Origin of the sequence: Mesorhizobium sp. B2-5-11, assembly GCF_006440835.1 — a bacterium.
Classification (GTDB): domain Bacteria; phylum Pseudomonadota; class Alphaproteobacteria; order Rhizobiales; family Rhizobiaceae; genus Mesorhizobium.
In genome coordinates this window covers 408,498-427,627 of record NZ_VFUK01000006.1, presented here as the reverse complement: position 1 = coordinate 427,627, position 19,130 = coordinate 408,498, and the positions used below count along the sequence as shown (strand labels likewise).

General features: G+C 63.9%; 17 protein-coding genes. 8 read left to right on the top strand and 9 right to left on the bottom strand.

Annotated elements, in window-relative coordinates:
- Nucleotides 1-91: 91 nt before the first annotated feature.
- The 4 genes from FJ490_RS21230 to puuE are packed head-to-tail and all read right to left on the bottom strand — an operon-like array spanning nucleotide 92 to nucleotide 3,483.
- A complete protein-coding gene (locus tag FJ490_RS21230) occupies nucleotides 92-685 on the bottom strand; it encodes a nucleoside deaminase (RefSeq protein ID WP_140567853.1) in 594 nt (197 codons plus the stop codon).
- A complete protein-coding gene (locus FJ490_RS21225; RefSeq protein WP_140567851.1) occupies nucleotides 685-1,188 on the bottom strand; it encodes an ureidoglycolate lyase in 504 nt (167 codons plus the stop codon). The genes FJ490_RS21230 and FJ490_RS21225 overlap by 1 nt, the downstream gene beginning before the upstream one ends.
- The gene (locus FJ490_RS21220) at nucleotides 1,185-2,048 is read right to left on the bottom strand and encodes a bifunctional allantoicase/(S)-ureidoglycine aminohydrolase (RefSeq protein ID WP_140501178.1); all 864 of its coding nucleotides are present in this window, start codon (nucleotides 2,046-2,048) and stop codon (nucleotides 1,185-1,187) included. The genes FJ490_RS21225 and FJ490_RS21220 overlap by 4 nt, the downstream gene beginning before the upstream one ends.
- 10 nt (nucleotides 2,049-2,058) lie before the next feature.
- Nucleotides 2,059-3,483 carry an allantoinase PuuE gene (puuE, locus tag FJ490_RS21215; protein ID WP_140580621.1) on the bottom strand — a complete coding sequence of 475 codons (1,425 nt, stop codon included), beginning with the start codon at nucleotides 3,481-3,483 and terminating at the stop codon, nucleotides 2,059-2,061.
- A gap of 201 nt (nucleotides 3,484-3,684) precedes the next feature.
- On the opposite strand from puuE, the gene uraH reads away from it, so the two are divergent.
- The 4 genes from uraH to xdhC all read left to right on the top strand — a co-directional run bounded on the left by uraH (nucleotide 3,685) and on the right by xdhC (nucleotide 8,959).
- A complete protein-coding gene (gene uraH, locus FJ490_RS21210) occupies nucleotides 3,685-4,059 on the top strand; it encodes a hydroxyisourate hydrolase (protein WP_140501174.1) in 375 nt (124 codons plus the stop codon).
- A gap of 3 nt (nucleotides 4,060-4,062) precedes the next feature.
- Nucleotides 4,063-5,544, top strand: coding sequence for a xanthine dehydrogenase small subunit (gene xdhA, locus FJ490_RS21205; protein ID WP_140729542.1), 1,482 nt, complete (start codon nucleotides 4,063-4,065; stop codon nucleotides 5,542-5,544).
- The gene (gene xdhB, locus FJ490_RS21200; RefSeq protein WP_140729554.1) at nucleotides 5,544-7,889 is read left to right on the top strand and encodes a xanthine dehydrogenase molybdopterin binding subunit; all 2,346 of its coding nucleotides are present in this window, start codon (nucleotides 5,544-5,546) and stop codon (nucleotides 7,887-7,889) included. Before xdhA ends, xdhB begins: the two co-directional genes overlap by 1 nt.
- A gap of 62 nt (nucleotides 7,890-7,951) precedes the next feature.
- Nucleotides 7,952-8,959 carry a xanthine dehydrogenase accessory protein XdhC gene (gene xdhC, locus FJ490_RS21195; protein WP_140729541.1) on the top strand — a complete coding sequence of 336 codons (1,008 nt, stop codon included), beginning with the start codon at nucleotides 7,952-7,954 and terminating at the stop codon, nucleotides 8,957-8,959.
- A 13-nt stretch (nucleotides 8,960-8,972) separates the two neighbouring features.
- Here xdhC and FJ490_RS21190 read toward each other — a convergent pair whose 3' ends face one another.
- From FJ490_RS21190 to FJ490_RS21180, 3 genes are all read right to left on the bottom strand, one after another.
- On the bottom strand, nucleotides 8,973-10,229 hold the full coding sequence (locus FJ490_RS21190) for an LLM class flavin-dependent oxidoreductase (RefSeq protein ID WP_140729540.1): 1,257 nt from the start codon (nucleotides 10,227-10,229) through the stop codon (nucleotides 8,973-8,975).
- Nucleotides 10,226-11,209 carry an LLM class flavin-dependent oxidoreductase gene (locus FJ490_RS21185; RefSeq protein ID WP_140729539.1) on the bottom strand — a complete coding sequence of 328 codons (984 nt, stop codon included), beginning with the start codon at nucleotides 11,207-11,209 and terminating at the stop codon, nucleotides 10,226-10,228. Before FJ490_RS21185 ends, FJ490_RS21190 begins: the two co-directional genes overlap by 4 nt.
- Before the next feature lie 108 nt (nucleotides 11,210-11,317).
- On the bottom strand, nucleotides 11,318-12,238 hold the full coding sequence (locus tag FJ490_RS21180) for a LysR family transcriptional regulator (protein WP_140501163.1): 921 nt from the start codon (nucleotides 12,236-12,238) through the stop codon (nucleotides 11,318-11,320).
- A 138-nt stretch (nucleotides 12,239-12,376) separates the two neighbouring features.
- On the opposite strand from FJ490_RS21180, the gene FJ490_RS21175 reads away from it, so the two are divergent.
- The 4 genes from FJ490_RS21175 (at nucleotide 12,377) to FJ490_RS21160 (ending at nucleotide 16,956) form a co-directional block, all read left to right on the top strand.
- A complete protein-coding gene (locus FJ490_RS21175) occupies nucleotides 12,377-13,594 on the top strand; it encodes a urate hydroxylase PuuD (protein ID WP_140729538.1) in 1,218 nt (405 codons plus the stop codon).
- A gap of 2 nt (nucleotides 13,595-13,596) precedes the next feature.
- Nucleotides 13,597-14,910 carry a guanine deaminase gene (guaD, locus tag FJ490_RS21170; RefSeq protein ID WP_140729537.1) on the top strand — a complete coding sequence of 438 codons (1,314 nt, stop codon included), beginning with the start codon at nucleotides 13,597-13,599 and terminating at the stop codon, nucleotides 14,908-14,910.
- A gap of 89 nt (nucleotides 14,911-14,999) precedes the next feature.
- Entirely contained in the window at nucleotides 15,000-15,506 is a 507-nt protein-coding gene (locus FJ490_RS21165) for a heme-degrading domain-containing protein (RefSeq protein ID WP_140580611.1), read from the top strand.
- Between the two features lie 184 nt (nucleotides 15,507-15,690).
- Nucleotides 15,691-16,956: a glycerate kinase gene (locus tag FJ490_RS21160; protein WP_140729536.1), complete on the top strand. Its 1,266-nt coding sequence runs from the start codon at nucleotides 15,691-15,693 to the stop codon at nucleotides 16,954-16,956.
- A gap of 9 nt (nucleotides 16,957-16,965) precedes the next feature.
- On the opposite strand, the gene FJ490_RS21155 is transcribed toward FJ490_RS21160, so the two are convergent.
- The gene (locus FJ490_RS21155) at nucleotides 16,966-17,703 is read right to left on the bottom strand and encodes a UdgX family uracil-DNA binding protein (protein WP_224647248.1); all 738 of its coding nucleotides are present in this window, start codon (nucleotides 17,701-17,703) and stop codon (nucleotides 16,966-16,968) included.
- Entirely contained in the window at nucleotides 17,700-19,085 is a 1,386-nt protein-coding gene (locus FJ490_RS21150; protein ID WP_140558777.1) for a glutamine synthetase family protein, read from the bottom strand. Before FJ490_RS21150 ends, FJ490_RS21155 begins: the two co-directional genes overlap by 4 nt.
- Between the last annotated feature and the right edge of the window lie 45 nt (nucleotides 19,086-19,130).

Sequence of the window (19,130 nt, the reverse complement as noted above, 5' to 3'; positions counted from 1 at the left end):
GCGCGCATAACGCCTCGCGGCGCGGCAAGTTTCAATCGCCATTCGCGACTGGAGCAGCGGAATATGCGACCTGTGCCGCTGCTTGGTGCCCTCAGTTCAGCGGAATGTCGTTCTCGGCCTTGTTCGCCTGGTAGTCGCCAGAGAGCGCTTCATAAAGTGCTGCAATCTTGCCGATGCGCGTCTCCAGCCGCCCGCGTTCCGCCTCGGGCAGCGCCCGCACCAGCCTGCGGATCGAAAAGCTCTTCCAATAGGCGTTCTCGGCATTGTAATCGCCGGGATCGAGGGTGAAGACCTCTTTTAGGATTTTCAGATCGTGCGGGATGGCAAAACTGTCGCGCGAATCCTCGTGGCTGAACAGATAGTAGAAATTGTCGAAACCGGTCCAGGTGATCGCCGACAGACAGAGCGAACAGGGCTCGTGCGTGGCCAGGAAGATGGCCTCCGTGGTGTCGACACGTTCGGCGCTCGGCATTTCGTAGAAGCGTTTCAGGCAGTGCACTTCGCCATGCCAGAGCGGGTTTTCGATCTCGTTGTTGGTTTCGGCCAGCACCAGCGAGCGGTCGCCTTTCTTCAGGATCGCCGCGCCGAACAGCTTGTTGCCATGGGCGACGCCTTCCTGCGTCTTCGGCACGATGTCGTGCTCGATGACGTCGAGCAGGCGGTCGATCAGCGAAATGTCGGTCATCAAAGGATCTCGTCGGGGAGATGAATCTCGTAGGCGTGCGAAAAATGGAATTCTTCGAGATTGGAGCCGTCGCCGCCACGGTCGACGATCAGGAAATCCTGGGGCTCACCCAATGGCGTCAGTACGCCGTGCCATAGATTGCGTGAATAATTGATGCCTTGCCCTGGCTTGGTGATGAAGGCATGCGGCTCGGCCGGACCGTCCTTGCCGTCATGACAGACGACCACCATGAACGGTCGTGGCGACAGCGGGATAAAGGCCTGGCTGCCGAGCGGGTGACGCTCGACCATGGTCAGCGCCAGCGGCAATTCGTAAGGCGTGCCGCGCACCATCGAGATCAGCACGCGCGCATTCGGCCCTACCGCCTCGGCGGTCGCCAGATCATGGTAGCGCTCGGCCTTGCCGCCATTGATCGGGTAGTGGTTGTCGCCGCCCATGTCGATGACATCGCCGAACGGGGCAAAGCCCTCGCGGGTCAGCGGCCGCGCGACGATGCGGGTCACGGCGCACGCCCTGCGATCCCGGCACTGCCGAGCTTGGCGTGCCGGTTGACGTCCTTGTAGAGCAGATAGCGGAATTTTCCCGGTCCGCCGGCATAGCAGGCCTGCGGACAGAAGGCGCGCAGCCACATATAGTCGCCGGCCTCCACCTCGACCCAGTCCTGGTTGAGCCGGTAGACGGCCTTGCCTTCCAGGACATAGAGCCCGTGCTCCATGACATGGGTCTCGGCAAAGGGAATGACCGCGCCCGGTTCGAGGGTGACGATGGTCATGTGCATGTCATGGCGCATGTCGGCCGGATCGACGAAGCGCGTCGTCGCCCAACGGCCGTCGGTACCGGGCATCGGCGTCGGCCCGATGTCCTGCTCGTTGGTGAAGAAGGCTTGCGGGACCTCGAGGCCGCTGACGGACTCATAAGCCTTGCGTATCCAGTGAAAGCGGACAGCCGCATTGCTTTCGTTGCGAACAGTCCAGCCGCTCGACGGCGGCAGGAAGGCGAAGCCGCCCGGCCGCAAGACATGTCTTTCGCCGGCAAGCAGGACGGTCAGTTCGCCTTCGACCACGAACAAGGCGCCCTCGGCGCCGGCATCGGGTTCCGGCCGGTCGCTGCCACCGCCGGGCGCGATCTCGACGATGTACTGCGAAAACGTCTCGGCAAAGCCCGACAGTGGCCTCGACAATATCCAGACGCGGGTCTTGTCCCAGAATGGCAGGGCGCTGGTGACGATGTCCTGCATCACGCCCTTGGGGATGACGGCATAGGCCTCGGTGAAGACGGCGCGGCCGGTCAGAAGCTCACTCTGGCCGGAATGGCCGCCATGTGGAGCATAATAGGTTCGCTCGGGCATCCTGATCGTATCCATGGGTTCAAACCTATTGCGGAAGCATGTCCTTGAGGCGGAAGAGCGCGATGCGCTCGACCTGTTTGCAGGCGGTCTCGAATTCGACGCCGCGGCTGTTGCCGATGCGCCTTTCGAACTCCGCCAGGATTTCTTGCCTGGTCTTGCCCTTCACCGCGACGATGAACGGGAAACCGAAGGTGGTGACGTAGGCGGCGTTAAGCTTGGAAAACAGCTCGCGCTCCTTGTCGGTCAGCTCATCGAGGCCGGCCGAAGCCTGTTCCCTGGCTGATTCCGCCGTCAGCCGCCTGGCCCTTGCCAGCTTGCCGGCAAGGTCTGGATGGGCGTTGAGCACGCCCAGCCGCTCCGTTTCGCTTGCGGCGCGGAAAACGCGGCAGAGCGCATTGTGCAGGCCGCCGGCGCTGTCGTGCGCCGGGCCAAGTTCCAGCTCGTAAGCGCGCTCGGCTATCCACGGCGAATGTTCGAAAACGCCGCCGAAAGCATGCACGAAGGCCTCGAATTCCATCCTCGAAGGGCGCAGCACCGGCTGCTTGTATGGATGGGTCTCGCGCCAATGCCTGGCGATGTCGATACGCCGCGCCAGCCAGACCTTGTCGTGCGACTTCACATAGTCGACGAAGCGCTTCAGCGCCGCCACCCGCCCCGGCCGCCCGACGAGGCGACAGTGCAGGCCGATATTCATCATGCGCGGCCGCCCAGCCTTGCCTTCGGCATAGAGCGTGTCGAAACTGTCCTTCAGATAGGCGAAGAACTGGTCGCCCGAGTTGAAGCCCTGCGGCGTGGCGAAGCGCATGTCGTTGGCATCGAGCGTGTAGGGGATGATGAGCTGTGGCCTGTCGGTCCCGTCATCCGCGAACCAGTAGGGCAGCTCGTCGTCATAAGTGTCGGAGACGTAGTCGAAGCCGCCTTCCTCCGCCACCAGCCGCACGGTGTTGACCGACGTCCGGCCGGTGTACCAGCCCGTCGGGCGCGCGCCTGTCACTTCGTAGTGCAGCCGGATCGCCTCCTTGAGGTCGCGGCGCTCGTCCTCGGCGCTGTGGTCGCGGTAGTCGATCCATTTCAGTCCGTGCGAGGCGATCTCCCAGCCGGCATCCTGCATCGCCGTCACCTGATCGGGCGAGCGGGCGAGTGCCGTGGCGACGCCGTAACAGGTCACTGGCACCTCGGCCTCGGTGAACAGGCGAAGCAGCCGCCAGAAGCCTGCCCGCGCCCCATACTCGTAGATCGATTCCATGTTCCAATGGCGTTGGCCCGCCCAGGGAGCCGCGCCGACGATTTCCGACAGGAAGGCTTCCGAAGCCTTGTCGCCATGCAGGACGCAGTTCTCGCCGCCTTCTTCGTAATTGACGACAAATTGCACGGCCACATGCGCGCCACCGGGCCATTTGGGATCCGGCGGATTGGCTCCGTAGCCGCGCATGTCTCTGGTGTAACGCATCGTCCCTCCCACGGGGCATCGCCCGAAGTATGATCAGGATATCGAAAGGGTGCTTCTCGCATTCCCCCGAAAATTTTTGAAAGTGTTTTTGTCGCACTCCGCTCGACCGGGACTTATGCATCGCCTTTAATTGGCGCACAATTCATCAGCAATGTTTGGCTGTACCGGCCGGTTTGTTCGTATTGGAATGGGAGGCGGACAATGGCAGAAACGTCGAAAATCGATGGCGGGCGTCTGACGACCCATGTCCTGGATACGGCAACCGGCAAGCCCGCGGCGGGATTGTCGATCGCGCTCTACCGGATCGATGGCCCGGCCAGGACGCATCTGAAGACGGTCGCCACCAACGCCGATGGCCGTTGCGACGCACCGCTTTTGGCCGACGCGGATTTCCAGACCGGCGAATACGAGCTGGTTTTCGCCGCTGGTGACTATCTGCGGCGCCAGGGAACGAAACTGCCCGAGCCGGCCTTCCTCGACACCGTGCCGATCCGCTTCGGCATGGCGGATGCCGTGCACTATCATGTGCCGCTGCTCGTCTCGCCCTATGGCTATTCGACTTACAGGGGGAGCTGAGACGTGGCCGAGGTCAAGATCCGTAACGATATTCGTTTTATCCTCAACGGCAGGGATGTCGTGCTGTCATCCGTGGCGCCTGACGCGACCTTGCTTGACTGGCTGCGGCTCGACCGATCGCTGCGCGGCACCAAGGAAGGCTGCGCAGAGGGCGATTGCGGCGCTTGCACCGTGCTGGTCGGCAGGCTTTCCGCCGGCGAACTGGTCTATGAAAGTGTCAACGCCTGCATCCGCTTTCTGGGTTCGTTGGACGGCACCCATGTCGTGACGGTCGAGCATCTCCGTGGAACGCCGGGCCAGTTGCACCCGGTGCAGCAGGCGATGGTGGATTTCCACGGTTCGCAATGCGGCTTCTGCACGCCAGGTTTCGTCATGTCGCTTTACGGCTTGTGGATGAAATCACCGGAACCGTCGGACGCGGCCATCGAAAAGGCCTTGCAGGGCAATCTCTGCCGCTGCACCGGCTATGAGGCGATCATGCGCGCGGCCCGCGCCATCTCCAGCTACGGCAAAGCACAGAAGGATCCGCTTGCGCTGGAGCGTCAGTCGATCATGGCCAGACTCGAGGCGATGCATGACGGCGCACGGATCGAGATCGGCGCCGGCAAGGCGCGGCTCGTCGTGCCGGCTGACGTTGACGATTTCGCCGCCGTGCTCGACAAGGAACCGGGCGCCACCATCGTCGCCGGCTCGACCGATGTCGGTCTCTGGGTGACCAAGCACATGCGCGATATTTCGCCTGTCATCTTCATCGGCAATCTCGACGGGCTGTGCGCCATTGCCGAGGACAAGGACGTGATCTCGATCGGCGCCGGCGTCACCTATTCCGATGCCTTCGCGATGCTGTCGAAACGCATCCCGGCGCTCGGGCCATTGTTCGATCGCATCGGCGGCGAACAGGTGCGCAACATGGGCACGATCGGCGGCAACATCGCCAATGGCTCGCCGATCGGCGACACACCGCCGCCATTCATCGCGCTCGGCGCGCGGCTGACGCTGCGCCGTGGAAGCAAGCGGCGCACGATCCCGCTCGAGGATTTCTTCATCGCCTATGGCAAGCAGGACCGGCAGGCCGGCGAGTTCGTCGAGGCCGTGCATGTGCCGGTTCCGGCAAACGAAACGAAGTTCGGCGTCTACAAGATCACCAAGCGCCGCGACGAGGATATCACCGCCGCCCTCGGCGCGTTTTTTCTGACCTTGGCCAGGGACGGCACCGTGGCCGATATCCGCATCGCCTATGGCGGCATGGCGGCGACGCCGAAGCGGGCTGCGGCGGTCGAGAAAGCTCTGCTCGGCAAACCCTGGACCGAAGAAACAGTCGAGGCGGCGATGGCCGAATACGCAACGGATTTCACGCCGCTCACCGACATGCGGGCGAGCGCTGAATATCGGGCTTTGGCGGCGAAAAACTTGTTGTTGCGTTTCTTTGTCGAAACCACCGGCACCAGGGCACCATTCCAGGTGTCGCGCAACGAGGCGGCATGATGAACAAGCACGCCAGCGCCAATTTAAACGCCGAAAAGATCGTCGGCGGCGTCGCCACAGACCAGCGCCATGATTCCGCGCACAAGCATGTCAGCGGCAGCGCCGTTTACATCGATGATATGCCCGAACCGGCGGGCACGCTGCATGGCTGCCTCGGCTTGGCCACGGCCACGCATGCCGCCATCGCCAAAATGGACCTGTCGGCGGTGCGCGCCGCCCCCGGCGTGATCGACGTGCTCACGGCAAAGGATGTGCCGGGCGAGAACGACATTTCGCCGACCGGGCGCCATGACGAGCCGGTACTCGCCGACGGCGAGGTACAGTTTTTCGGCCAGCCGATCTTTTGCGTGATTGCCGAGACGCGCGAGCAGGCGCGGCGCGCCACCAGGCTGGCAAGGGTCGAATACGAGGAATTGCCTTTCGTCACCGACATCGGCACGCTTGATCCGAGCAAGGACAAACTCGTCACGCCGCCTCTGACGCTGAAGCGCGGCGACGCGGCTGCTGCGATCCGTCAGGCCCCCCGCCGGCTGAAAGGAAAAATGCGCGTCGGCGGCCAGGAGCATTTCTACCTCGAAGGGCATATCGCGATGGCGGTTCCCGGCGAGGATCAGGACGTCACCATCTATTCCTCGACGCAGCATCCGAGCGAAGTCCAGCACATGGTTGGTCATGCACTCGGCGTGCCGAGCAACGCCATTACCGTGGAAATGCGTCGCATGGGGGGCGGCTTCGGCGGCAAGGAAACGCAGGGCAACCAGTTTGCAGCGCTGGCCGCGATCGCCGCCAAGAAGCATCATCGGGCAGTGAAAATCCGGCCCGATCGCGATGACGACATGATCGCCACCGGCAAGCGGCACGATTTCCTCATCGACTACGAAGCCGGCTTCGACGATGAGGGCAATATTCTCGGCGTCGACTTCATGTTCGCGGCGCGCTGCGGCTTTTCTGCGGACCTTTCAGGCCCGGTCACCGACCGCGCGCTGTTCCACTGCGACAACACCTATTTCTGGCCGGCGGTGCATGCGCAGTCGGCGCCGCTCTATACCAACACGGTCTCGAACACCGCCTTTCGCGGCTTCGGCGGCCCGCAAGGCATGGTCGGCGCCGAGCGCATCATCGACGAGGTGGCGTTTGCCGTCGGCAAGGACCCGCTTGAAATCCGCAAGCGGAATTTCTATGGAACCGCCGACCGCAACGTCACGCCCTACCACCAGGTGGTCGAGGACAACATCATCCACCGCATCGTCGCGGAACTGGAAGAAAGCGCCAGCTATGCAAGGCGCCGGCGCGAAATCTCGGCCTTCAACAACAACAGCCGCTTCATCAAGCGAGGCCTCGCACTGACGCCGGTCAAATTCGGCATCTCGTTTACCGCCACGCATTACAACCAGGCCGGCGCGCTGGTGCATGTCTACACCGACGGTTCGGTGCATCTGAACCATGGCGGCACCGAGATGGGGCAGGGCCTCAACGTCAAGGTGGCGCAAGTGGTGGCGCAAGAGTTCCAGATCGATCTCGACCAGGTGAAGATCACCGCGACGACCACCGGCAAGGTGCCGAACACCTCGGCCACCGCCGCGTCGTCCGGCACCGACCTCAATGGAATGGCGGCGCAGAACGGCGCCCGCCAGATCAAGGACCGGCTGACCGATTTCGCCGCCGAGAAATACCAGGTGCCACGCGACCAGGTGCTGTTCCTGCCCAACAGGGTGCGCATCGGCAACCAGGAGATACCTTTCGCCGACCTCGTCAAGCAGGCCTATATGGCCCGCATCCAGCTTTCGGCGGCCGGCTTTTACAAGACGCCGAAGATCCACTGGGACCGCGACAAGGGCGAGGGCCGTCCTTTCTATTATTTCGCCTATGGCGCCTCCTGCTCGGAAGTCTCGGTCGACACGCTGACCGGCGAATACATGGTCGAACGCACCGACATCCTGCACGAGACGGGCCGCTCGCTGAACCGCGCCATCGACCTCGGCCAGGTCGAGGGCGGCTTTATCCAGGGCATGGGCTGGCTGACGACCGAGGAACTGTGGTGGGATGACAAGGGCCGGCTGCGCACGCATGCGCCCTCGACCTATAAGATCCCGCTGGCGTCGGACCGGCCCAAGATCTTCAACGTGACACTGGCCGATTGGCCGGAGGCCGGTGAGCCGACGATCCATCGCTCCAAGGCGGTCGGCGAGCCGCCCTTCCCGCTCGGCATGTCGGTGCTGCATGCCCTGTCCGACGCGGTGGCAAGCGTCGCCGACCACAGGATCTGTCCACGTCTCGATGCGCCTGCGACACCGGAACGCGTGCTGATGGCGATCGAGCGGCTGAAGAAAGAGGCGAAGACCTGACTCCGGCAAAACGTGCAAAACAGGCCGAAAAGGCCTATATTTCCCGACAGGGAATGTAAAAAATGAACACGACTGTGCAAAGCCTGAAAGCCTTTCTTGGCCAAACCGGCCGGGTCGCGCTCGTCGAGGTCGCGGCGACGAAGGGCTCGACGCCGCGCGAGAAGGGCGCCTTCATGCTCGTCTCGCAAGCAGCGACATCGGGCACGATCGGCGGCGGCCAACTGGAATATATGGCCATCGACAAGGCACGGCAGATGCTGGGCTCTTTACCCTCCTCCTTGCGGGGAGGGTCGGCGAGCGGACGCCGCGAAGCGGCGTCAGCGAAACGGGGCGGGGGAGCGGCGTTCACAGATCCCTCGACGACGACGTCGTCCAACCCTATCCACAAGGGGGAGGGTGAAGACACCCGCCCCGACGCCCGCGTGATCCTCGACGTGGCGCTCGGTCCGGAGATCGGCCAATGCTGCGGCGGGCGCGTCGAGGTGTCGATCCGCCTCGTCGATGCGACGTTGGCGCAGGAGCTGATTTCGGCCGCGGAAATCGAGCAGGCTGAACTGCCTTATGTCTACATCTTCGGCGGCGGCCACGTCGGGCAGGCGCTGGCCTCCGCGGTCGCGCTTCTCCCTGTGCGTGCCGTTGTCATCGAAACACGGGCCGACGCGCTAGACGGAATGCCGGAAGCCGTCGAGACGCGGCTGACCCCGATGCCTGAAGCCGAGGTGCGCAACGCGCCTGCAGGCAGCGCCTTCGCCATCCTCACCCATGATCATGCGCTGGACTTCCTGATTGTCGCCGAAGCCCTGAAGCGTGGCGACACCGCCTATGTCGGCATGATCGGCTCGAAGACCAAGAAAGCGACGTTCAGGAACTGGTTGCTGAAATCGGCGGAGGGTACGGAAGCGCAGTTTGGCCGCCTCGTTTCCCCAATTGGCGGTGACGCCGTGAAAGACAAGCGCCCATCCGTCATTGCTGCGCTAGCGGCCGCCGAGATCATGACGGCGCTGGTCAATCACGGCGCCGCGTCAAATGCCGGACGTCAGATGCCGCATGATAGGACGTTGGCCGGGTAAGGTCACGTCGCGGCTATACCGGTTGCTTCAAGCCCAGATGGTCGCGCAGTGTGCGGCCCTCATACTCCCTGCGAAACAGGCCGCGCCGCTGCAGCTCCGGCACAACTAGGGTGGCGAAGGCATCGAGTTCGCCGGGGAAATATGACGGCATGACGTTGAAGCCGTCCGCCGCACCGCCCTCGAACCGGGCCTGGAGTTCGTCTGCGATCTGCACCGCGGTCCCGACGATGCGCCAATGGCCGCGTGCGCCGGCGAAATGGCGGGCAAGCTGGCGGATGGAAAGGCCGTCGCGGCGCGATTGCTCGGTGACCAGGGCCTGCCGGCTTTTCATGCCTTCGCTCTCCGGCAATTCGGGCAGCGGCCCGTCGAGCGGATAGCGCCGAAGATCGGAGATGCTGAGATAGCTGGACAGCAGCGCTACGCCGACGTCATCGGGGATCAGCTCCTGCAGCTCCTCGTATTTCGCCCGCGCTTCCGCTTCGGTTTCCGCCACCACCGGGGCGACGCCGGGCATGATCTTGATGTCGTCCGGTTCGCGTCCATAGGCCGCCAGACGGCCCTTGAGATCGTCGTAGAAAGCCTTCGCTTCCGCGAAAGTCTGCGCGGCGGTGAACACCACATCGGCGGTGCGAGCGGCGAGATCGCGGCCGACATCCGAGGCGCCGGCCTGAACCATGACCGGGGCGCCCTGCGGCGAACGCGGCAAATCGAGTGGATCGCACACCGAAAAGCTCTGGCCGTCATGGCCGGAGGCGCCGAGCTTGCCGTGCCAAAGCCTGGTGACGACTTCGGCGAATTCTCGTGCCCGTTCATAACGATCGGCGTGGGGTCTGAGACCCGTTGCGCCGAAGTTGGCGGCCTCGATCGGGCTGGCCGACGTGACCAGGTTCCAGCCGGCGCGCCCGCCGCTCAGCTGGTCGAGCGAAAGGAAGGTTCGTGCCAGCCCGTAAGGCTCGTTGTAGCTGGTCGAAGCCGTGGAGACGAGGCCGATGCGGCTGGTCTGGACAGCGAGTGCGGAAAGCAGGCTGATCGGCTCGAAGCCGATCGAACGCGAGGTCTGGCTGGCGATGCTGACATCGGCTTCGCGCAGGCCGGCCGCATCCTCGCAGAACAACAGGTCGAATTTCGCCGCTTCCGCCGTGCGCGCCAGCGCGACGTAATGATCGATGTCGATCCCGGCCTTCACATGGGCCTGGGGATGCCGCCAGGCGGCGATATGGTGGCCCGTCGCCCACAGAAAGGCGCCGAGCTTTATCTGGCGTGCGGTCATCGGTCGCCTCCGCCGCTGAGTCCCAGATGCGAGCGCAGCGTTGTGCCCCCATGGCTCTGTCGAATCACGCCGCGCCGCCGCAGCTCCGGCAGAACGCGATTGGTGAAATCGTCGAGCGCTGAAATGTGCGCGGACAGCCGGATGTTGAATCCGTCGCAATTGTTCGCCCGGAATTCTTCCTCCATCCTGTCGGCCAGCCCGGCGACGCCGTTGGCGGCGAGGGATATGTCAGCCAATATCCTCACGGCATCCGGTTCGCGCCCGGACGCGGAAACGCGGCGCCTGCATTCGTCATGGCGTGCCTTGCGCCGCGCTGCCTGCCTTTCGTCCAGCAGGATGACATCGGCTGTGCGCGCGGCAATGTCGAGGTCGCCTGCCGCCAGGCCGGACAGGACCAGAACCGGCGTATCCTGCGGCGAACGCGCCACGTTCAGCGGTCCGCGCACGGCGAAGAATTCGCCCTTGTGGTCGAGCTGGTGCATTTTTCCGGGATCGTGAAAGCGGCCGCTGTCTTTGTCGAACAACAGCGCGTCCGCCTCCCAGCCATTCCACAAGCCCTGGACGATGCCGATATATTCCTCCGAGCGGCGGCGAAACTCGTCGCTGGAAAATCCATCCGGCCGGCTGAAATTGGCCGCCTCGCTCGGCGCCTGCGCCATGGTTGCGTTCCATCCGGCGCGACCGTGGCTGATGATATCGAGCGAGGCGAACCGGCGCGCCAGATTGTAGGGCTGGTGGGCAACCATCGACGCGGTGGCGACCAGCCCGATTCTGCTCGTCACGGTCGCCAGTGCGGCAAGCAGGGTCGTCGCTTCGAACGGGTTGCCCGACCCGGCCCTGCCCGGCGGCGCATCGTCGAGAACAATCATGTCCAGCCCGGCCGCTTCCGCCCGCTGCGCGAAGCCGGCCAAGTCGCTGAAGGTGAGCGCGCCGGCCTGCCCGGCCGTGGAGGCAATGTTGAGCGAAACGGTGAGATGCATTGTGGCTAGCTCGTCAGTCGGCGCAAAGCCCATCGGCCATGAGGCGGCATCCGCGAACCTAAGTTCGCCTTCGCGCAAGGCAACCCTTGCGACTGGGCCAGGAGCCGCTCACTTGCCGACCAGTATGTCCTTGATCAGCCGCTGGCAGCGCTCGGCCATGAAATCCAGCAGCAGGCGCACCTTCGGGTCCTGCAGCTTCTTGTGCGGATAGACGGCGGCGAACTGCACCGGCGTCGGCGGCGTGCCGGCCAGGATGATCTTCAGCCGCCGGTCGCGAATGAACGGCTCGACCTCGAAGCGCGGCTTGTTGATGATGCCGCGCCCCGACAGCGCCCAGCCGGTCAGCACGTCGCCATCGTCCGTATCATAGGGCCCGTGCACCTCGAATTTCTGCGGTCCGTTCGGCGTCTGCAGGGTCCAGACATATTCGCGCGCGCCGGAATAGCGCAGCATCAGGCAATCGTGCTTCCTGCTGATCAGTTCCTGCGGCTCGGCCGGCTCTCCGCGCGCCTCCAGATATTTGGGTGCCGCGACCAGCACCCGCTCGCATTCCATGATGCCGCGCATCCTGAGGCTGGAATCCTCGATGATACCGAGCCGGAAGGCGACGTCGATACCCTCTTTCATGATATCGACATTGTGGTCCGAGAGCCTCAGCCGCACCTCGATATCAGGGTATTTGTCGTGGAAATCGGGAATGCCCGAGGCGACCAGGCGGCGGCCGAGGCCGAGCGGCGCGGTCACGCGGATGGTGCCGCGCGGCTGGCCGGAAAGGGCCGAGACCGCGGCCTCCGCCTCGGTGATCGCTTCCAGCACCTGCTTGGCGCCGGTGTAGAACACCGTGCCATGCTCGGTCGGCATCAATTGTCGTGTCGTGCGGTTGAACAGCCGCACACCAAGGTGCTTCTCCAGCTCCTTGATGCGGTTGGAGGCAACCGCCGGCGAAATGCGCATGTCGCGCCCGGCCGCCGACAGATTGCCGAGCTCGACGACGCGGACGAAGACGGCGATGTTGTCGAGATAGGCCATGCGGTTCAGTGGCTTTCAATCAAGCTGCGTGCGAGCAACCTAGTATTTTCCAATTTTTTTTGAAAGTCATCGCACACCTCGCCTCTTTCCGTTTGCGCGCCACACCGTAAAGTCGCTTCATCGGCAGGGACGACTTCAATGATGGATTTCGCTATTTTCTGGGACTGGCTGAGCTTTGCCGTGCGCTGGCTGCATGTCATCACCGGCATCGCCTGGATCGGCTCGTCCTTCTATTTCGTCGCGCTCGATCTCGGTTTGCGCCAGCGACCGGGCATGCCTGCCGGCGCCTTCGGCGAGGAGTGGCAGGTGCATGGCGGCGGCTTCTATCACATCCAGAAATACCTGGTCGCGCCGGCCGAGATGCCGGAACACCTCACCTGGTTCAAATGGGAATCCTACGCCACCTGGCTGTCCGGCTTCGCCATGCTGTGCGTGGTCTACTATGCCGGGGCCGACCTGTTCCTGATCGATCCCAACGTGCTGCCGATGTCTGTGCCGGTCGGGATCGTCCTGTCGATGGCGACGATCGGCGTCGGCTGGGTGGTTTATGACCTGCTCTGCCGTTCGCCGCTGGGCAAAAGCGATACAGGCCTGATGCTGGTGCTCTACTGCGTGCTGGTGTTCATCGCCTGGGGACTGACCCATCTGTTCACCGGCCGCGCCGCTTTCCTGCATCTGGGCGCCATCACCGCCACGATCATGTCGGCCAATGTCTTCATGGTCATCATCCCCAACCAGAAGATCGTCGTTGCCGACCTCATCGCCGGCCGCAAGCCGGATCCGAAATACGGCAAGATCGCCAAGCAGCGCTCGCTCCACAACAATTACCTGACGCTGCCGGTGCTGTTTCTGATGCTGTCGAACCATTACCCGCTGGCGTTCGGCACTGAGTTCAACTGGATCATCGCCTCCCTGGTGTTCATCATCGGCGTGTTGATCCGCCACTACTTCAACACCGTGCACAAGCGCGCCGGCAACCCGCACTGGACCTGGCTGGGCGCCCTTGTCCTGTTCCTCATCATCGTCTGGTTGTCCACCGTGCCGAAGGTGTTGACCGGCGAGCCGAAGGCGTCCGCCTCGGCGCAAGTCTATATCGCTTCGGCCCATTTCCCGGCCGTGCGCGACACCGTGCTCGGCCGCTGCTCGATGTGCCATTCACAGGAGCCGGTCTACGAGGGCATCTACCATGCGCCCAAGGGCGTGATGCTGGATACAGACGCCGGCATCGCCGAGCATGCCCGCGAGATCTATCTGCAGGCCGGCCGCAGCCATGCCATGCCGCCCGCCAATGTCAGCCAGATCACCGACAAGGAGCGGGCGCTGCTGGTGGCCTGGTTCGAAGGCGCGGGGAAATAAGCATGACATCGACACTTCTGCGTGGCCGCACGCTGTCCTTCGTGCGCTGGCCTGAAAGCATCGATGATCATTCCGCCTGGCGCTACGAGGAGGATGGCGGCCTGCTGATCCACGACGGCAGGATCGTCGCTGCGGGCGCTTACGTCGATGTTGAAAGGAAGGCAGGCGAGACAACGAGAAGGATTGATCACCGGCCGCATCTGCTGCTTCCGGGCTTCATCGATGCCCATGTGCATTTCCCGCAGATGCAGATCATCGCCTCCTACGGCGCGGAACTGCTCGATTGGCTGAACGCCTACACTTTCCCGGAGGAGACGAAGTTCGCCAATGCGCAGCATGGCCGGCGCGTCGCGCGGCTGTTCCTCGACGAGATGGTGCGCCACGGCACCACGACGGTTGCCGCCTACTGTTCCGTGCACAAGGCCTCCGCAGAAGCTTTCTTCGCCGAGTCGCATGACCGCAACATGCTCAACATCGCCGGCAAGGTGATGATGGACCGCAACGCGCCCGATGGCGTGCTCGACACGCCGCAATCGGGCTATGACGACAGCAAGGCGCTGATCAGGGAGTGGCACGGCAAGGGCCGGCAGCTTTATGCCATCACCCCTCGCTTCGCGATCACCTCGTCGCCGGAGCAGATGGAGATGGCCGGCGCGCTATGCCGCGAATACCCCGACCTGCACATCCAGACGCATCTGTCGGAAAACCATGCCGAGATCGCCTTCACGCAGGAGCTTTATCCGTGGTCGCGCGATTACACCGACGTCTATGAGCATTACGGGCTGTTGGGTAGAAAGAGCCTGCTCGGCCATTGCATCCATCTGTCGGAGCGGGAAGCGGACGCGCTTTCGGACAGCGGCTCCGTAGCCGTGTTCTGCCCGACCTCGAACCTTTTCCTCGGCTCCGGCCTGTTCGATTATCAGCGCTACCGCACCCGCGATAAAGCCCTCCGCATCGCCGCCGCCACCGATGTCGGTGGCGGCACCAACTATTCCATGCTGCGCACCATGGACGAGGGCTACAAGGTGATCGCGCTGAACGGCGAGAAGCTGAACCCGTTCCAGTCCTTCTGGCAGGTCACGCGCGGCAACGCCGAGGCGCTGTCGGTGGCGCAAAGGATCGGCACGCTGGAGGAAGGCACCGATGCCGATATCGTCGTGCTGGACGCCAGGGCGACGTCGTCGATGCGGCTCAGGATGGAGACCGTCGAGACGCTGGCGCAGGAACTCTTTCTCTTGCAGACGCTGGGCGATGATCGCGCCGTGCGCGAGGTCTATGTGGCGGGTCGGCCGGCAAAAACCGATTTGGCAATTTAGAACGTGACGGCGCGTTCCTTGCTTGACCCGGGCTTGACCCAGCGGCAACCATCCGTCAAAGCGTGCGGCGACGTTGAAAGGGGAACGACATGGCCGTTGCCGAAGACATCGCTCTGATCAAGAGACAGGAGGAAGTCCTTGTCTTTCCCGCCTTCGACGAGGCAGTCGCGTTCAGTGTCGGGTCCGCGATCCGCGACAGGGCGCTCACCGAGAATCTCCCGGTCATAGTCGACATCAGGACCTTCGACCGGCCGCTGTTCTACGCCGCCATGCCGGGCTCGAACGCTTCCAATCCCGACTGGGCGCGGCGCAAGATCAACGTCGTCAAGCGGTTCCTGAAAAGCACTTACCGCATGGTGCTGGAACAGCAGCGCCCCGACCGCACTTTCAAGATCGGCGAGGGCCTGGATATTGCTGACTACGTGCTGGCCGGCGGCGGCTTTCCCGTCACGGTCAAGGGTGTCGGGGTCATCGGCGTCATCGCCGTCTCCGGGTTGCCGGAGCGCGAGGATCACGGCGTGGTGGTCGATGCGCTGTGTAATCATTTGGGCCTCGACAAGCGCGAACTGGTATTGCCGCCGGAAGAAAAATCGTGACATCGGCGCCGCCCCTCATCCGCCTGCCCGTCCTTCGCAGCAGCTGCGCTGTAGCTGCTGCGGGTGGAAGTGAAACGCTCCACCGCTGGCTATCCCCCTATGCCCGTTCTTCACGGGGAGAGGGTCGGGGTGAGGCGCAACGTCAGCTCTGCAAGAATGCGCGAAACGCTGCTGGCTGCCGGATATGACCATTCTCGATCCCAAATCCTTCCTCACCTCCATCTTCAACGCCGCCGTCGCCGCCGCCGATCCGGAAAAGACCATCCGCTATCATTTGCCGGTCAGGCCCAAGGGCCGCACCATCGTGATCGGCGCCGGCAAAGGCTCGGCGCAGATGGCGGCGGCCTTCGAGAAAGCATGGGACGGCCCGCTCGAAGGACTGGTCGTCACCCGCTACGGCTATGACGCGAAATGTGAGCGCATTGAGATCATCGAGGCGGCGCATCCGGTGCCGGACGCCGCCGGGCTCGAGGCTTCGCGGCGGCTGCTCGGGAAGGTGCAAGGGCTGACCGCCGACGATCTGGTGGTGGCGCTGATTTCCGGCGGCGGTTCGGCGCTGCTGCCGTCACCGGCAACCGGCCTGACATTGGCCGACGAGATCGCCGTCAACGAGGCGCTGCTGGCGTCGGGCGCGCCGATCGCGGCGATGAACACCATCCGCAAGCATCTTTCCACCATCAAGGGAGGCCGGCTGGCCGCCGCCGCCTGGCCGGCCAAAATGGTGTCGCTGGTTGTCTCCGATATTCCCGGTGACAATCCGGCGCTGGTCGCATCCGGCCCGACCGTTCCCGACACCGGCAGCCGGGCGGATGCGCTGGCGTCGATATCAGCCTACGGCATGAACCTGCCGGCCTCGGTCATGGCGCATATCAATTCACCGGCCGCCGATGCACCAATTCCCGGGGATGAGCGCTTTTCGCGCAACGAGGTGCATCTGATCGCCTCCGCCGGCGTGTCGCTCGAAGCAGCCGCAGCGGAAGCGAGCCGACAGGGCATGGAAGCTGTCATTCTCTCGGATGCCATCGAAGGCGAAGCCCGCGAGGTGGGCGGGGTTCACGCGGCCATCGCGCGCGAAGTAGCGACACGCAATCGGCCTTTCTCAAAGCCGGTGCTGATCCTGTCCGGCGGCGAGACCACGGTGACGCTGCGTGCCAAGGGGAAAGGCGGCCGCAACTCCGAATTCCTGCTCGCCTTCGCCATCGGCATCAATGATGTGAAGGGCATTCACGCCCTGGCCGCCGACACCGACGGCATCGACGGCTCGGAGGACAATGCCGGCGCCTTCGCCGATGGTTCCACGGTCGCGCGCATACGCGCGGCCGGCATCGACGCCAAGGCGATGCTGGCAGGCAACAATGCCTGGACGGCTTTCAACGCGGTCGGCGATCTGTTCGTGCCCGGTCCGACCGGCACCAATGTCAACGATCTCAGGGCCATCCTGATTCGCTAATCGTTTGGATCAGGCAGCCATCAGCCGCTTCACCTGCTTCATGTCGTCAAGGAACCGTTCTCGCTCGGCCTCCTTGTCCGCACGGTCACGGATGCGCAGGATGAAGGATGGATGGATGGTGATGAACACACGCATGCCATCTTCCCGCTCGATCGCCTGGCCGCGCATCTTCGTCACCGGAACCGCCTTGCCGAGCAGCGACAATGCCGCCGTTGCGCCAAGCGCCACGGCAAGGTTCGGTTTGATCAGTCCGAATTCCTGGTCGAGCCACCAGCGGCACGCCTGAATCTCGCCGGCGTTCGGCTTGGAATGAATGCGACGCTTGCCGCGCGGCTCGAACTTGAAGTGCTTGACCGCATTGGTGACGTAGACTTTCTGGCGGTCGACCCCGGCGTCGTCCAGTATGGCGTCGAACACCCTGCCGGCCGGGCCGACGAAGGGAGCGCCGGCGAGATCTTCCTGATCGCCGGGCTGCTCGCCGACGAAAATCACCTTGGCGCCGTCAGGCCCTTCGCCGAACACGGTCTGCGTCGCATCGCGCCACAGCGGGCAGCGGTGGCAAGCCTTCGCTACCTCACGCAGCTCCGAGATCGAGGTGACATCTGGCAGTGGCTCGTCGGACGGCCCGGAAATGCGCCTGGCCGGCCTCTTCGCTTCATGCGTTTGGCCTGTGGTCGCCATCATCCTGTCCTGTCGGTTCTGACACTGAAATGGACGGGAAGGGCGATGGTTCCTCCGAGGGCTCAGACCTCGTGCAGATAGAGGTGATAGTCCAGCTCGCTGACCGTGCGCGCCACGCGCAGGTATTCGGACTGCTTGATCGCCACGAAGGTGCGGTGCAGGTCTTCGCCAAGCGCGCCTTTGAGGAAGCTGGACGCTCTGGCCGCCTCGATCGCCGCGCGCCAGTCGACCGGCATGGTCGTGCGCGTCACCGCCGCCTCATAGCCGTTTCCGGTCGTCTCGGGGCCGGGGTCGAGGCCTTCGTCGAGCCCTTTGACGATGCCGGCAAGCACGGTTGCCGCGATCAGATAGGGGTTGGCGTCGACGCCCGACGGCCGATGCTCGATGCGCCGGTTCCTGGCGTCGCCCGCCGGCACGCGCAGCGCCACCGACCGGTTGTTGACGCCCCAGGTCGGCGCCACCGGTGCATAGGATTGGGAGACGAAGCGCCGCCAGGAATTGGCGTGCGGCGCAAACACCAGCATCGATTCCGCCATGGTCTGGATCAGGCCGCCCAGCCCGCGCAGCAGTGGCAGCGACCAACTCTCGCCACCGGCCTCCGAAAAAACGTTTCGGCTAGCCTTGTCCTGCAGCGAGACGTGGAAATGCATGCCGGAGCCGGCATATTTCTCGATCGGTTTGGCCATGAAGCAAGCGGTGACGCCATGGCGGCGCGCCTGCGCCCGAACCAGCCGTTTCAGCATGACGAGGTCGTCGGCCGCCCGCATCACATCCTTGCGGTAGTTCAGCGTCAATTCGTACTGGCCGGGCGCATATTCGGAAATCACGGTCTCGGCCGGAATGCCCTGTGCCTTGGCCGCGGCATAGATGTCGGTAAACAGCGGCTCCATGCCGTGCAGATGGTCGACCGAGTAGACCTCGGTCTTGCCCGAGACGCGGCCATCCAGCACGGCGTGCGCCGGCTGCACCTTGCCGTCGCTGTCGCGCTCATTGGCGAGGAGAAAAAATTCGAGCTCGAAGGCGCCGGCCGGGTACAGCCCCTTGGACGCCAATATGTCGACCTGCCTTGCCAGCGCCAGCCGCGGGTCCGATGACATCGGCGCGCCGTCGAGATGATACATCGCCATCAGCACCTGGCCGCGCGGCGGGTTGGTCCCGTGGAGCGGCACCAGCGTGCCAGGAATCGGCCAGGCGCGCAGATCGCCGTCGCCGGTGGTCCAGATCAGCCCGGTCTCGTGCACGTCCTCGCCGGTGATGTCGAGGCCGAGGATCGAGATCGGCATGTGCCGGCCGCCTTCGAAGATGGCTTTCAGCTCGTGCCGGCGCACGATCTTGCCACGGCCGACGCCGTTGGCATCGGTCAGCACGATATCGAAGGCTTCGATCTCAGGATGGGCGTCGAGAAAGGCCTGCGCCTCGGTGGGCGTCGAGCCCGAAGGTGAAGTCATGATGGAGCCCGGCCTGGCTTGCGCGCCTGTCTGTTCGGTGGCTTG